Here is a 15,801-nt window from a genome sequence, read left to right on the forward strand (position 1 = left end):
ATCTCGCATAAAATAATGATAATCAGACGCCAAGATTACCAACACTTGTTGTGGATGTCATTACTGATAGGAGGAGCAATGTCTTGCCAGCCTCGTTCGGAATCCACCAGTACACTCACCACCGCTCAACTCATCTGTCGTACACAGCCCATTGACAAAGCTTGGTACAGCTCAGGGCAGAAGGCAGCGCTTTTTGATAGCTTGGGAAACTTGAATTTCCCCATTACTACACGCAGCCAAGAAGCGCAACGTTACTTCAATCAAGGGCTAATGCTCGCAGCGGGCTTCAACCACGCCGAAGCTGCTCGTTCCTTTTATGAAGCTATTCGGCTAGATTCTACTTGTGCTATGGCTTATTGGGGATTTAGCTATGTGCTGGGGCCTAATTATAACGCAGGCATGGAAGCCGATAATTATGAACGCGCTTATAAAGCTATTCAGCAGGCTCGTCAACTGTCGAGTAATAGTACGGCCAAAGAAAAAGCATTAATCAATGCGCTTGCAAAACGCTACTCGGCCCAGCCCGTTGAAGACCGAAAACCGTATGATGTAGCCTATTCGCAGGCGATGGAGCAAGTTCACAAACAATTTCCAGACGATGCAGATATTGCAGCCCTCTATGCCGAATCGCTTATGGACTTACATCCTTGGGATTTGTGGGAACATGACGGCACACCCAAACCGTGGACTCCTGCTATTGTTGCTACACTTGAAAGCTTGCTCCAACAAAATCCCAACCACATTGCTCTCAACCATTATTATATTCATGCGGTAGAAGCCTCGCAAACGCCCGAACGAGGTCTAAAGAGTGCCCAAATACTCAGTAAAGTAGCTCCCAAAGCCAGTCATTTGGTACATATGCCTTCCCACATTTATATTCGTACAGGCCACTACCATGAAGGCTCCCTCAGCAACTGGAATGCAGTCAAGGCAGATAGCCTCTATCTCATGGGCGAGTATGCGCAGGGAGCTTTTCCGCTTAGCTATTTTCCCCACAACTACCACTTTTTGGTAGCTACTGCCACCTTAGAGGGTAATTACCAATGGGCCATGAGTTCGGCGCAGAAATTGGCCGACAATACTCAGAAAACATTGATGGCCGACCTCAACTGGAGTACATTACAACATTATTATACCATCCCTTATCACGTAGCGATTAAGTTTGGGCAATGGGACGAACTCCTCAATAGGTGCAAAGCCGATACTGTTCAGCTAAAATACCCTACTGCTATCCGCCACTATGCCCGTGGAATGGCTTTGGTAGGCAAAAAACAAATCGCCGAGGCTAAGTTGGAACTTCAACAACTTGATAAATTAACAAACGACCCCGATATTGCTTCTTTGACCATTTGGTCCATTAACTCCATGCGCTCTATTTTAGAAATAGCTCGTCGGGTGCTAAAAGCAGAAATTCTGGCTCAAGAGCAGCAACTTTCCGCTAGTATTAAGCTTCTTGAAGAAGCCGTAAATCTGGAAGACCAATTAAATTATAACGAGCCTCCTGATTGGTTTTTCTCTGTTCGTCATCATTTGGGTTTGGTTTTACAAAAAGCCAATCGCTATAAAGAAGCAGAAGCTGTTTTTGCCAAAGACTTAACCCACTTTCCCAACAATGGCTGGGCTTTGTCAGGTCTTTATAAAGCACAAGTCAGTCAAGGCCAAAGGGATAAAGCCGAGCAAACGTTCAGATTGTTAGAAGAAGCTCTCAAATGGGCAGATGCCGAGGTAAAGGCACAATTGACAGAAAATTTGAAAAGCTAAGTGGTCATTAACAAAATTCAAAAAGAAGGTTAGGGCAAATTGATGGTAGCCCTATTTTCTCTTTAAAATTCAATCTTGTAACTCAAATTGGCCTTTTGGAGAAACCACCACAGGTATCATAGCAACAGTTCTGAAATTCAGTAACTGACTTTTGATTCCATTAAATTCTTCTTCATTTGGAGAAACATAGACAATATTGAGCACCACCACATCTGCCCTGTTCGGTCTAGTTCCAACATCTGATGTTGCTCAATAAGGTTTTCTTAAAAAACAAGATGAGAGAGCGTACTATCCCTTAAAAGACATTTCACCTATTCCACCACATTCTCCGCCAGATTCGGTATCTTTGCGGAGTTTTTTTATTTCAAGCTAGTTTGATAACGTGTTTGTTATACGACTAACTAATAACAATTAACGGTGGCTTGCCACTTAGTATCATGAACCTGTTTAACGTTTATCCGATTTACGACATCGAACCCGTCCAAGCGCAAGGCTCTTGGCTCTGGGACAGCAAAGGCGAGAAGTACCTCGACCTTTACGGCGGTCACGCCGTGATTTCGGTGGGTCATTGTCACCCCCATTACGTCGAAAAAATGACGGAACAGTTGCGACGAATTAACTTCTACTCCAACTCTGTCAGGATACCGTTACAGGATGAATTGGCCCAAAAACTAGGCGACCTCGCCGGCTATCCCGATTATACCCTCTTTTTGTGCAACTCTGGTGCCGAAGCCAACGAAAACGCCATTAAGTTGGCCTCTTTTTACAACGGCGGTAGCAAAATAGTCGCCTTTACGAAGTCGTTTCACGGCCGTACGGCAGGGGCAGTTGCGATGACCGACAACCCGTCGATTGTTGCGCCTGTCAACTACAACAAACACGTCACGTTTTTGCCGTTCAACGACGCCGAAGCCGTTCGTCAGCACGACATGACCGACGTGTGTGCCATCATCGTTGAAGGTATCCAAGGCGTGGGTGGTATCCAAGTAGCATCAGAAGAGTTTTTGCGGGCCATCCGTCAGAAATGCGACGAAAGCAACGCTACCTTTATTTTGGACAGCGTACAGTGCGGTTATGGACGTTCGGGGAAATTTTTCTCGAACCAACACTACACCGATCTTCACGCCGACCTATACACCACCGCCAAAGGCATGGGCAACGGTTTCCCGATTGCGGGGGTTTTGATTTCGCCTAAGTTCCAAGCCAAATACGGCATGTTGGGTACGACATTCGGTGGAAATCACTTGGCGTGCGCGGCGGGTATTGCTGTACTCGACATCATGAAAGACGAAAACCTCATGGCCAACGCCGTAGAAATCGGGGATTATTTGATGAAAGGCATTGCCGAAATCGGTGGCTACAAAGAGCTTCGCGGACGTGGGTTGATGATTGGAATCGAATACGATTTCGCCATTGAAGACCTCCGCAACAAGCTGTTGTTCGACTATAAATTATTCACGGGCGTAGCAGGCAAAAACACCATTCGTTTGTTGCCATCGCTCGCACTCAAAAAAGAAGAAGCTGATTTATTTTTAGAAGCGTTGAGCAAAGAAGTTCGCGTTTTGGCTTAATTCAGTTAGTCCCGAAATACAATTCGGGACTCCAACGGTATAACGTCTCCGACGTTTTACCAGCCATTAAAACCCTGAAAAAGTAACCTATCTTTTTCAGGGTTTTAATTTATCTTTACCAAAGATACTTTTTAAATCAACTGACCATGTTAACGAAAACCTCTCGTCGAAAAGCACTATTGCCCCCCCAAAAGGTGTCTATTGAAGAATATTTCAGGGCAGAAGACAAATCCATTTATAAACATGAATACCACGACGGCATTATCAAGAAAATGGCAGGAGGACAATTAACTCATAATCGATTGGCTCAAAAAGCAGCCAACCTCATTGATTCTTTTTTGGAAAGTAATGATGTAAATCTTGTGGTAAGTAACAGCGACACTAAAATCCGAATTGAGCAGTACAACAAATTTGTGTATCCCGATGCAGTAGTGATTTGTGAAAAGCCAGAGTTTTACCAAAACCGAAAAGATACAATTACCAACCCTCTTGTCGTCGTAGAAGTACTGTCCGACTCCACCAAAGAGTACGACCGAACCCTCAAATACGAGTATTACCGTACCATTCCAAGTTTCAAAGAATACGTATTGGTACATCAAGACCGAAAACACGTATCGGTCTATACCAAACAACCCGATGCCACCTGGATTGTCCGCGATTACGACGGCGACGATGCCACTGCTATTTTGTACGCCATTCAACAATGCCCACTGTCTCTCAAACGGCTTTACAGGGGACTAGAAATCATAAACCCATAAAAAAACCGCAAGCCCGCACCTACATTCAGAGGCAAGTCTGATTGCTAGTCCAGAAATGTAATTCGGGTCTGTTAGGGGAAGTTCACGTTTTGGCCTAATCATTTCCTTTTTTAACATCAAAACTCTGAGAATAGCCATTGTGCTTTCTCAGGGTTTTTGTTTTGGGAGCTAGCCTGAATCAAAAAGGGGGCAGATGCGAGGCTTGCCCCTACTATTGTTGCCCCAAATTATAATTTGGGGCTAGGCTGAGTAATTCGGGGCTAGCCCGAAAAAAAGCCGCCGAACGAAAGTCGTCCGACGGCTTGCAAACAAGTAGGATAAAATGAAATTTAATTCAACCAGTTAGACCCACATTGCCTTTAGGGTAAGGGGATAACTGGTAGTCAGACTTTCCAAGTTTTGAAAACTTGGAAAGTCTATTATTCACATCAATTCTTCTTCACCTTTTTAATCGTGAATGGTACACAAATCGTAGGTGGACAACAATCAACTTCGGTTACAATCACAGGGCAACATCCTCCTGATGGACAGCTACCATTGCTGGCTGTAAATGTATAACTACCCGCCTTGTTGAAGAGTACAACATTGCCTGTTTGGCCATCTGACCACACTACGTTGGTGTACTTAGCAGGCACTACTACCTGCACCGATTGGCCTGTACACAACTTGAAAGGTACCGTAAAACACTCCCGATCCAAATCATCCTCGTCTTCTTTTGAATTGTTAGGAGTCGAGTCTTTATCTTTCTCGTTGGTTTTACTGATTTCAGCCGTGTTGAACCAAATACCTTCTGCTAGCACTTTTACCTTGATTTGTAAAGTAACCGTGTCACCATTGGCCGCAATATTCCCAATCGTCCAGATTTTAGTGGTTGGGTTATAGCTTCCTCTGCTAGCGGTGCTGCTGACATAAGAGACTCCTACATTCAAACTATCGGTCACTTCTACACCCGTAGCGTTTTTATTACTTTCGTTCCAAACTTTGATAGTATAAGTAAGCTCATCTCCAACTTGGGCTATCTTCTTGTCGATATGCTTGGATAATGCCAAATCAACAGTATCAATACAGGTTTTGGCTGAGACTGTCACGGCATGCAAGCTAGAGTCGCAACCTACTGGCACATTACGCAGACGAACGTAGAAGGTAGTAGCACTGTTGACAACACCCGACGGGGTAAAACTCGTCGTAGTGGCTAAGGGGGTACCTGTGCCAGCGGCATTGTTGTACCACGCTACCTCTGCTATTGCCGATGTTACAGTTGCCTGCAAAGTAGGGAAGCTTTCTCCTTGACATACGTCAAAGGTTGTGACTGGAACCGTCAAGATTGGACAGATAGCTTTCAAGCCCGCATCTACCGAGGTGATGTTACGTGCAGGGTCACCTAATGGTTTGGTCGTGTCTATTGTGTAAGTGCCTGTTTTACCGTCTACACCCGCATCGCTGTCTTTTTCGTCATCGCTGCCGGTGTTAGGAGTAACTACACTCTAACCCGCTGGTACCACAAACTGTACCGAATAAGTCCCTGCTACCAAACTGTCAAACAAGTACTTGCCTTGCGCATTGGTCACTGTGCTGTCAATCTTGGTGCCTGCTGCATTCAACAAATACACTTTCACGCCTGAGGCTGGGGTATCACCACTGCCTTGTACATTGTCGCCATTGTCGAACCATACATAGTCGCCCAAGCTTCCAAAGGGTACAAACCCAGCGTCAATTTGTGGGTTGTTGCGAAGCGTATCACTCTCTGCTTTGCTTACATCAATGGTAATCAAATGGGTGATTCCATTTTTACCTGCATCACTGTCGGAGACATCGGCACCTGTATTGGCAGTGGTAGATTTGCTGCCCGCTGGCGCTGTAAACTGCACGCGGTAGCTACCCGCCAACAAACTGTCAAACAAATACTTGCCTTGCGCGTCCGTCACAGTACTGTCGATTTTGGCACCTGAGGCATTTAATAAATAAACCTTCGCACCCACAATCGGTGGCTCAGCGGCAGTGCTACCTTGCTGACCGTCGTTGTTGGTATCGACCCATACATAATCGCCGATTGAACCATAACAACATACCAAATCGCGGATGCTGACACCTGATCCTCTCAAGTGACGAGTCACGGCTCCACAGTTGATGTTTTTGGCGGGACACGATAGTAATACAGGAGAGCTAAACAAGCCAAAGAAACACAAAGCAGGTTGTTGGTCTTTCAAACAGACATTGTCTACTTTGGGAGTAATGGTGTAGTTAATAGAAACCGCCAACGAATCGCCTACGGCTAGACCCGCTGGAATTAGTACGCGGTAAGTGGGGTGGCCTTGCGGATCCGTGCCCACGACAGGGTTGGCAAAAGGAGCGGCAAACACCACATTGCTCACTTGCAATAAGGTATGATCCACTGCCAAAGTCAACGTGACCGAATCTTGACCTGAACTCGCTCCTGAGGCACTACCATAACCTCCCAAGTTTTTGATGTACAATTGGTCATAGACAGATTGAGTACCGTTTTTAGCCGCACACACTTGCAAAGGAATTAGTACTGACGACAAGCTGTAGTTGTTTTGCGTGCCTGCGGTACCGACCAAATTCAAAGGCACCACGCCCATAGCTCGTGTAAGAGTGCCGCAATAATTGGTTCCTTGTAGCGTATAAGGGATTTCGCTCGCGGTAGGACAAGCCGTGAATACAATTTTATACTGTATAATCAGACGGTTTTTGGTGGTAGTATCGGCTCCTGTGAGGTCAACGTTTCATCCACCCGAATGGTTTCATTGGGCGTAAACTGCTTGTCACCTCCTAGCTGCGTCCCCTGCAAGCGATAGGTACGGTACACATAATTACTCACGGTGGTGGTACTCACGGGAGTCACTGCCACCGCGGTTCCATTGGCAGAGATACCGTTGGAATTACGAACTGCCGCACTGGTAAAAGTCAAGTCTTTATGGTTAATAGTGGTATAGATCAATTCATTTTGAAAACCATAACCTGTATTAAGAATATTGGTTGCAATACTAAAGGCGGTCGAAAGCGTGGGTGTCGGATTGCCATTGGTAGTTTGGTTGAGCAAGGAATGAGCAATCACGCTTTTACCAATGTTCATGGCCGAGGAGCTGAACGTTTCACTGCCCAAGGGGAAACCTGTAGGATAGGTGATGCTACCCGTTAAGCGAGGCAAACCGCTGATACTACCCACGTTACAATCGGGCCGTAATACAAACTTTAGGCGCGTAGTTGCACCCGTAGCGGGTAAGGGCACGGTGATTATCAGTTTTTTGTTGGTGTAGCTCTGCTGCTGCACCCCTGCAGGCGTAGAGTTTACGGAGTTGTTGATATACTCCAACAAAGCTCCTCCCGGTATGGAGATTTCAATGTTGGCCGTACCTGCATAAGTCACCCCTTTGGCACCTTGCAGATTGGTCAGGTTCAGGTAAATCGTATCGGTATTACAGGCCGATAAGGTGGTGGGAGTCAGCAGTTGTAGCTGCCCCGAAGGGGAGGTCTGAGCATGCAAACTAAAAGAGCTTAGCAGCAAAATAAGGCATCCTAGCAGGATGGTAGCACCATGAGGGCTGCCTTTCTGAAGGTGGGAGATAGATCGCTTTGGCATCGGTTGTATAGTTAATTGGATTTTCTATGGCTATAAGATTTAATCATATAGTTTTCTAAATTAGCCATATACTTTTGAAGTCAAAAACTGTACCAAAGAAGAACAAATAAAGGCAAGAGAGAGTATTGAAGCGTTTTTTGCCAATTTTATAACTATTTAAAAATCAATATTTTATATCAAACCAATATCCTTGATAAGAATTATTTCTCTATTTTTATTCCATAATACCAGCAATAATATACCAAATCAAAAACCTATATATTAGACATATATTTTTTTATAAAAATGATAAAAAAATAAAATTGAAGAGGTTTAGCATGGGAACCTCTCCCCTGCCCCCCTCATTGCAGAAGAGGGGTTTTTAGGGATTGTCGAAGTGGTTCTCTCTGCTTCTCTGTCGTTTTAAAAAAACAACCACCCGAATAAGTCCAGAAATGTAATGCGGGACTTTTGGGGCATTGCGTATGAGATGCTTTTTTAGAACATCGCAGACGTTAATCCAGTATTGCCCCAAACTATAATTTGGGGCTAGCATGAAAGACCTTCCAAGTTTTCAAAACTTGGAAGGTTTATACCGCAAACTACTCTGTAATTCGGGAGTGTTAGGGCATTGCGTATGAGACGCTTTTTAGCACGTCGCAGACGTTAATCCAGTGTTGCCCCAAACTATAATTTGGAGCTAGCCATTCGGGACTTTTAGGGCATTACGTCTCCGGTGCCCTACAAAAAAGCGTCGAAGACGCTAATCCATTCTAGCCTCAAACTATAATTTGGGGCAAGCCTGGGTACCTTTTCAAAGGCTGCAATCAGTGAAGAGAAAGTTTATATTTTTCAAAAAACTCAGGATCAAAATTTGCCTGTTGGAAATTATTTAACACCTTTTCAATCGTTATTTTGTCTTTAATCCATTCTTCACACACCCCATGACGAAGGCGAGTACCCAAAGCATTAAAGCCCAATACGGCACCGCTCTTTGAATCATAATTGATCCGAAGGAGTACTTCTTTGGTAGGATGTTGCCAACAATAACTACTTACACCTTCAGGCAAAGAGGCCGGCACCACTCCATAAGTTTGGTACTCTAAATCAAAAAATTTTGCAGAATTAAAAAATACTCCTGGTTGATAGGCTGTACGCTTACCACAGATAGTTTGGGCGACAGTCTCGCCCATGATACGGCCTGTGTACCAAATTTGTTCGATTGATTTACGACCCTCAAGCGGTTGCTGATGCTCTACACAGTCTCCTATGGCATATACATCCGGAAGATTTGTTTCAAGGTATTTGTTGACCACAATTCCCTTATTGAGGTATAGATTATTGGAGTTTGAAGAAAGAAAGGAGATATTGGGCGCTACCCCAATAGTTAGCCCAACTAATTGACAATCAACACTATCACCTTGCACTGTCTCTACTCTTTCTACTCTCTTTTGACCTCTGATTGCTTTGAGTTCGGTATTGAAGCGTAAATCTATACCTCGTTTTTGAATATGTTTTGTCACAAGGTCAGACTCCTCTTTGGGCAACACACTACTCCAATAGCTTTTTTCTCTGACAAGCATAGTAACCTCAATATGACGAGTATGCAGCATTTCGGCAAGTTCCACCCCAATCAAACCTCCCCCTACAATCACGGCTTTTGAGATACCAGCAGTATTTTTTTCGAGCAATTCCAAATCTTGATAACTATATAATCCCTGCACACCACTCAGGCTTTGTCCCTCCCAATCACCCCAACGAGGCACCGAGCCCGTCGCCAAAATGAGTTTATCGTAGGTTAAGACCTTACTAACAATAGCCTGTTTATTCGTATGTTTAGGGGCTACCTTGGTAAGTCGCTCTAGCAGTGAAGGCGTATAGGTCACTTGATAGCTATCTGCGGAGAGAGTTATTGTCTTTTGGAGAAAATCAATATTTTCTACCGTGGCTCTATAAAGATTGATGCGGTTTTTGTCCCAAAACCAATCCTCATAAGGCTTGAGGTGATGGTATTGCTGATGCCCCATATAGACATACATCAACGCCGTACGAGAAAAGAAATGGTCTGTTTCTTTGGAAATAACCACAATTTCAGCGTCGCTCTGCTTTCGGATGTGCCGAGCGGCAGTGATACCTGCAATTCCGTTTCCTACAATAACAATACGCATAAACAGCAGGTTAAAGCGGTATTAATTGTTATACGTTAATAGTTTACCTTCAAATAACCTGACTTTTAGCCACTTACCAAATAACTACATGAAGGTTCAAGTTTCACAAAAATAACCAATTATATGAATGGAGAGCATTCAAATCGCCATTGCGGGATTCCCTTTAGGCCCTATACTCAACCGTAAACCAAAATCCTTACCTTTGCTCACGTCTTCTAGTCTTACCAATATCCCCCCTCTTCCTTTCCAAGAGCGGGTTTTGTCAGTATTAGCTTTTTTGTCAGGGGTGTATTTGCCTGATAAGTAAGTATCAAATTGCTCAAGCAGACTTTTCACGGCATTGCTATCATTGAGATATACATCAAGCTTTACCCCACTGAGATTTTTGTTTTTATCCAAATAATAAAGTACATCTATCGCCTCAAAGTTTTCGGTTTCGTAAGTAAAGCCCACGTGGTTTGTGGTATCTTCAAAAAGCTCGAATGTCTCTTCTGTCTTGATTTTACTCACAGGGTCTCCTAGCTGAAAGCCACGAAAAACACCTCCTTGACGTCCAATGATTGTGGTCAACAACTGTGAGTGATTTGTACTAACAATAGGCTCAGTACTAGATATTACGCTGTCTTTTTTAACGCTTTGCTGTTCGGTAGTTTGCTCCGCACTCTTCCCACACGACAACAACAAAATGCTCGACGAAGCTATAAAAATCACCGCCAATACTGATCTAGTATATGATATAGTCATAGTTATAAAAAATGATACTCTTGCGAAGTTAGGAGTTTTGTGTCAATTATGATGATAGTATAGTTTGAAAATGAAGTAATTTGATAATTGGAATATCCTAAAACTCCCTTCCTATGGCAAAATACGGCCTTGCTTCGCCCAAATGATTGAAAGAATAATTGATACGTCCCACAAAATTGTACCACGTCACTACGTCCATTCCCACCCCAAACCCAAACAATGGGCGATTGGCAAGCTGACTATTGTTAAGTTCAGGATAAGGGTTTCGGACATAGCCTACATCAGCGTAGATATTGGGATAAATAGCGATAGGTAAAGCATTGAATTGTCGTAGCTTGATAAATTTGCTTAAATTGAATGTCCGATTAAGCAGCTGATACCGAAGATTAGTTTTGAGATAACTATAATGAGGCCCATCAATCACATATAGCTCATATCCACGTACCAAATCCCCCCCATATCCCATACCACGGGTTTGTAAGAAAGGCTGCCGAGCAGGCGTAGCTACTTTAAGTTCGGTCAGATAACTAAAATATAATTTTTTGGCCAAAGGTATGTATTGCCCCCAGTTGAAAGTAGCCTCCAATATATCAACGTCCTCGGAAGGTAATACACCTATTTTGCTCACATAAAATCCATAAATATACCCTCTGAGTGCATACTGCCCTCGGTCGCGGCGATCATAGAAATGGGAATAGGAGAGTTGCAGATACCGTTGGCGACTCTTACCTCCCAAAAAATAATTGGGATTGAGGCGAGCAATGGTATCAGCCACGTTTGTCATGGAATATTGGGCAGAGAAAGAATGATATCCGTAAAATTTCGGACGGTGCGTAAGCGTCAAGTAAGGGACTATCCGCTCACGGGTTCGTTCGTCGCTTCCCAAAAAAGAAAGTTTGTCTCGATTGGTACGATAAGCCAAAGAGCGATTGGTGATTCTCAAGATACCGATAGTAAGACCCGTACGCTGCTTTTTGTCTAAATAAGGAATTGAATAATAAATATCCAACCGAGGTATAAAACCAAACTCAGCCCGTAAGCGTAGACGGTCGTTGTTGCCAGTAAGGTTTTGATGCAGGGCATACACGCCATAAATTGTTCGGCTCAAATCACGCCCTCGTTCATACCACCACTCATTGAAATTACGGTCAGCTAGCTCAAATACCGGAAAAGCCAGCAAATACCACTGCTCTTTCAATACCACCTCTATATCTACCATAGTAAGCCCTCCCATCCATTTGGCATCTGCGGTGTAAAAAGGTAGCTGAGTGGTATCGACAACTACTTTCTTTTTAAGCTCTACCGAAAGAAACAAGTTAGTGTTTAGGATTTTTCGGCGGTCGTATTCAAGCAGAGAGTCCAATTGAAATACGGTAAGTGTATCACCTCCTTTTACATCCATTTCACGACGAATGATACGTTCTTTGGTGCGAAAATTACCAATAATTTGAACCTGCCTGACCACAACCTTCTGGGTCGTGTCAGGTGTGCCACCCCAAACCGACATCCAAAAAGCATGAAAGAGCGAAATTAGAAGCATATATTACTCAATAAACCCATATTTTGCTTTTGCTTTCTCGCGCGAGGTAGCATTGTAATGCCACCACTCTGTTTGGATAGAGGTGAAGCCCGCCTTCAGCATGACCCTCCGAAGAAGTTTCCGATTTTCGAGTTGCTGAGCTGAAAGTTTTCCAGCTTTAAGCATCGCAGCTTCCCGGCGTGGCTCCGCCAATTCACCAAAAAAATCAAAAATAGTACCCATGTCGAGAGGGCGACCTTTATCGTCGGCGATGGTCAAATCCACCGCGCAGCCAAAATTATGAATGGAACCTTTGGTAGGATTGGCTACAAAATCTTCGCGCCGATTGGGGGGCATATGGCTCATCCGGTTCCAAAATATTTTTGTAACACTCCGAGGGCGGGCTCCGTCATATACCAAAAGCGTATATTTTGGCTTTTCTTGTTTCAAAAACTGATTTGCTTTGATGAGTTTGTCGGCCGCCATAGGTTGAAGATAAGCCCGCTCCAAATCGCCATAGACGTCTTCTTTGATAAAATTGTCGGTAGTAGAGTATTTCAATTCAACCAAAATACTAGGGTCTAACTTCTGAATATCGACCAAGCCATGCGCAATAAACTTCTCTTCTAACGAAACCTTGTTTTTTTGCCCATTACTCGCCAAAGCAAGTAAGACTCCTCCTCCAAAAATGATTGTTTTGACACAAGTCAACGTTTTCTTCAATGTCATTGATAATTTTTTTAGGATTCTTCAAAAGTTACAAATTACGGATAAATCTCCGGAAAAAATCCTAGCTCTCTCTATTAAATGCTTTCGATATGTCTATCTATAACTGTTAAAACTCAAAAATAGAGATAACTTTCTGTCTATATTTTTAAAAAACCGCTTTAGACAAGGGTAACTACGCCCCTATTCGATGCTTTTGTAGTCATCTGTTCTAAAATTTTAGTATCATTCAAACCTTTTAGAGAAAAATGAAACCCAAACACAAAAACTTATCGGTGTCGCGACGCGATTTTGTGCAAAAAAGTGCGATGGCCGTAGGTAGTTTTTTCATTGTACCACGCCACGTCATAGGGAAAGGCTATACCGCACCTTCTGATAAGCTCAACCTAGCCGCAATAGGCGCAGGTGGAAAAGGAACAGGCGATATTTTCAATGCCTCCAACAACGGTGCTAATAATGTAGTAGCCTTGTGTGATGTTGATTTGAGCAGAGCAGCCAAATCAATCGAAAGGTTTCCCAATGCCACTAAATACAAAGATTGGAGAGAGATGCTCTCTAAAGAAGCGAAAAATATAGACGCTCTCACTATTTCTACTCCTGACCACAACCATGCTATCATTGCAATGGCGGCCATGCAGTTGGGAAAACACGTATATGTACAAAAACCTTTGACACACAATATTTATGAAGCTCGTATGCTCACCGAAGCAGCTCGTAAATACAAAGTAGTGACTCAAATGGGAAACCAAGGTGCATCAAACCCCGCACAGCTTCAAATGGTGGAGTGGTTTAATAAAGGTTTGGTAGGCCCTATACATACTGTTCAGATATGGACCGACCGCCCCGTATGGCCACAGGGTATTCCGGTACCAAGCGGTAAGCCTAATATGCCCGAAGGCATCGCCTGGGAGCAATGGGTAGGCCCGGCTCAGTGGGTAGACTATCACCCAGGCTATCACCCCTTTAAGTGGCGTGGATGGTGGAATTTTGGAACGGGTGCATTAGGCGACATCGGATGCCATACTATCGATACACCTTTCCGGGTGTTGGGTCTCAACTACCCCACCGAAGTAGAATGTAGTATCGGTTCGGTATTCTTGAAAGATTGGAACCCTGAGTGGATTCCAGAAGGATGCCCTCCTTCGGCAGCTGTAGAAATTAAGTTTCCGGCCACTGCCAAAAACAAAACTCCGATGAAAATGATCTGGATGGATGGCGGCTTGCGTCCTTTCCACCCCGATTGGATTCCTGCCAACGAACCACTCAGCACCGATGGCAACGGAGCCAATGGGGTATTGATGATTGGTAGCAAAGGAATCATCGCTTGCGATATGTATGGCAACAATCCTAAGATTTATTATAAAAATGGGGATAAAGTAGTAATGGCAAAGGATAGCAAATATGGTGCTCCAGTGAATTTACCAGAGTATGGTCACCAAATTTATTGGACTGAAGCATGTAAAGCAGGCTTTGGTAGCGATAAGCACAAAGCCTTGACTTCTTCGTTTGATTACTCAGGCCCCCTTACCGAAACAGTATTGATGGGTAACTTAGCAATTCGTAGCTATATGCTTCGCAAACAACAAGGCAATGGCTTTGATTACTATGGCCGCAAGAAGCTCTTGTGGGATGGTACCAATATGAAGATTACCAACTTCGACGATGCCAATCAGTTTGTCACTCGCCAATACCGCGATGGTTGGAAACTGGTGTAGATTCATTGTCTCCAACAAAAAAGCTCGTTTCTGCGAAACGAGCTTTTTTGTTGGTAACTACCCCTTGATGGTAATTTTTGACCTAGCACACACACCCCCAATCGGTGGATTGTGTTTAGAGACACTTACTTCTATGGTCTCTATCTCAGGATACACTTTTCGGCATTCTTCAATAATTTGGTGAGCAATATGCTCTAGCAGGCGAGTTGACTTTTGCATTTGCTTAGCCACGATTTCGTACACTATGGCGTAGTTTACAGTTCCTTCCAAACGATCATAGCGAGCTGCTTCCGTAAAATCGGTAGTGATGTTTACATCAATCGTGTATCTATTACCTATTTTTTGTTCTTCGTCAGATACTCCATGATAAGCGAAAAACTCTATTCCTTCAAGCGCAACGGTTCCCAAAAGGTAGTAATGTTAAATTTGGTCGAAAAATGAGCCTTCTTCTTGTCCTTTCTTATCTTTCTTTTCTTGCTCTACCGTTTCCTCTTTTGGTGGGGTTTCGGCCTCAGGAGTGGCTTCCACATCCGCTACTATTGCCTCAGCTTGAGTATCACTCTCTCCTACTTCACTGCTTGTGAGTGCTGCTGATTCATCGGCTGTTCCGGCTACTACTTCCTCTACCACTTGCTCCGATTCGAGTCTAGCTTTTTGAGATTCTTCTCCCGTTTTGAGAGATACTTCTACTTGGCTTTTTAAATCTTCAAATTTCTCTATTACCGTAGTTTGAGAAAATTTCTTTTCAAAACGTTCGATACTATCTACCGTATTGTTGGCCAATGCTTTGAGCTGAACGATGAGATTGTCACGGTATTTTTCCATGGCTTTAAAGTCTCGCTCATGGTTTTTGAACTCTCCAATAATTTCCTCGCGCACATATTTGGATTGATTTTCGGCATCCATGATGAGCATATTCGCTTTTTTGCGAGCCTCATTTACCAACTCTTCACTTTTTTGGCGTGCTTCTTCGATATACACCTCCGCCGCTACTTTGGCTTGCTCGGTCATTTGGGCGCTGGTGTCTTCGGCTGTTTTGAGCATCCGAAACATCGTAAGCTCCACTTCTCGAAGTTTACCCAATTCTTTCTCCGCGATTTCCAATTGCATTTTAAGCATTTTATTTTCATTCAGGACGCGCTCCCATTCGTTAGAGAGAGAGGTTAAAAAAGCCGTAACTTCCTCAACATCAAAACCTCTTAATACCCTTTGAAAAGTATGCTGGCGAATCTCAATCGGCGTGACTTTCATCTGTTTAT

At 43.7% G+C, this 15,801-nt stretch carries 13 protein-coding genes; 4 read left to right on the top strand and 9 right to left on the bottom strand.

The window, feature by feature from the left end:
- Positions 1–15: 15 nt before the first annotated feature.
- The 3 genes from P1X15_RS23070 to P1X15_RS23080 all read left to right on the top strand — a co-directional run bounded on the left by P1X15_RS23070 (position 16) and on the right by P1X15_RS23080 (position 4,090).
- A complete protein-coding gene (locus P1X15_RS23070) occupies positions 16–1,761 on the top strand; it encodes a tetratricopeptide repeat protein (protein WP_277340505.1) in 1,746 nt (581 codons plus the stop codon).
- A gap of 434 nt (positions 1,762–2,195) precedes the next feature.
- On the top strand, positions 2,196–3,332 hold the full coding sequence (locus P1X15_RS23075) for an aspartate aminotransferase family protein (protein WP_183978419.1): 1,137 nt from the start codon (positions 2,196–2,198) through the stop codon (positions 3,330–3,332).
- A 146-nt stretch (positions 3,333–3,478) separates the two neighbouring features.
- Positions 3,479–4,090: a Uma2 family endonuclease gene (locus tag P1X15_RS23080; RefSeq protein ID WP_277340506.1), complete on the top strand. Its 612-nt coding sequence runs from the start codon at positions 3,479–3,481 to the stop codon at positions 4,088–4,090.
- Positions 4,091–4,518: 428 nt separating this feature from the next.
- Here P1X15_RS23080 and P1X15_RS23085 read toward each other — a convergent pair whose 3' ends face one another.
- The 7 genes from P1X15_RS23085 to P1X15_RS23115 form a co-directional block, all read right to left on the bottom strand.
- Entirely contained in the window at positions 4,519–5,412 is an 894-nt protein-coding gene (locus P1X15_RS23085) for a hypothetical protein (protein ID WP_277340507.1), read from the bottom strand.
- A 162-nt stretch (positions 5,413–5,574) separates the two neighbouring features.
- Entirely contained in the window at positions 5,575–6,633 is a 1,059-nt protein-coding gene (locus P1X15_RS23090) for an SdrD B-like domain-containing protein (protein ID WP_277340508.1), read from the bottom strand.
- Between the two features lie 155 nt (positions 6,634–6,788).
- The gene (locus P1X15_RS23095; protein WP_277340509.1) at positions 6,789–7,691 is read right to left on the bottom strand and encodes a hypothetical protein; all 903 of its coding nucleotides are present in this window, start codon (positions 7,689–7,691) and stop codon (positions 6,789–6,791) included.
- Between the two features lie 806 nt (positions 7,692–8,497).
- Positions 8,498–9,838 carry an NAD(P)/FAD-dependent oxidoreductase gene (locus tag P1X15_RS23100; RefSeq protein WP_277340510.1) on the bottom strand — a complete coding sequence of 447 codons (1,341 nt, stop codon included), beginning with the start codon at positions 9,836–9,838 and terminating at the stop codon, positions 8,498–8,500.
- 138 nt (positions 9,839–9,976) lie between these two features.
- Positions 9,977–10,582 (bottom strand): hypothetical protein, encoded by a 606-nt coding sequence (locus P1X15_RS23105; protein WP_277340511.1) that lies wholly within the window; start codon positions 10,580–10,582, stop codon positions 9,977–9,979.
- Between the two features lie 97 nt (positions 10,583–10,679).
- Positions 10,680–12,122, bottom strand: a complete 1,443-nt coding sequence (locus P1X15_RS23110) for a BamA/TamA family outer membrane protein (protein ID WP_277340512.1) — start codon at positions 12,120–12,122, stop codon at positions 10,680–10,682.
- Positions 12,123–12,125: 3 nt separating this feature from the next.
- Positions 12,126–12,830: a M15 family metallopeptidase gene (locus P1X15_RS23115; RefSeq protein WP_277340513.1), complete on the bottom strand. Its 705-nt coding sequence runs from the start codon at positions 12,828–12,830 to the stop codon at positions 12,126–12,128.
- A 245-nt stretch (positions 12,831–13,075) separates the two neighbouring features.
- On the opposite strand from P1X15_RS23115, the gene P1X15_RS23120 reads away from it, so the two are divergent.
- Positions 13,076–14,542 (top strand): Gfo/Idh/MocA family protein, encoded by a 1,467-nt coding sequence (locus P1X15_RS23120; protein WP_277340514.1) that lies wholly within the window; start codon positions 13,076–13,078, stop codon positions 14,540–14,542.
- A 57-nt stretch (positions 14,543–14,599) separates the two neighbouring features.
- Here P1X15_RS23120 and folB read toward each other — a convergent pair whose 3' ends face one another.
- The gene (folB, locus tag P1X15_RS23125) at positions 14,600–14,950 is read right to left on the bottom strand and encodes a dihydroneopterin aldolase (protein WP_277340515.1); all 351 of its coding nucleotides are present in this window, start codon (positions 14,948–14,950) and stop codon (positions 14,600–14,602) included.
- A 12-nt stretch (positions 14,951–14,962) separates the two neighbouring features.
- On the bottom strand, positions 14,963–15,793 hold the full coding sequence (locus P1X15_RS23130) for a DivIVA domain-containing protein (RefSeq protein WP_277340516.1): 831 nt from the start codon (positions 15,791–15,793) through the stop codon (positions 14,963–14,965).
- Between the last annotated feature and the right edge of the window lie 8 nt (positions 15,794–15,801).

The sequence above is a fragment of the Runella sp. MFBS21 genome (assembly GCF_029433105.1).
Taxonomy (GTDB): Bacteria; Bacteroidota; Bacteroidia; order Cytophagales; family Spirosomataceae; genus Runella.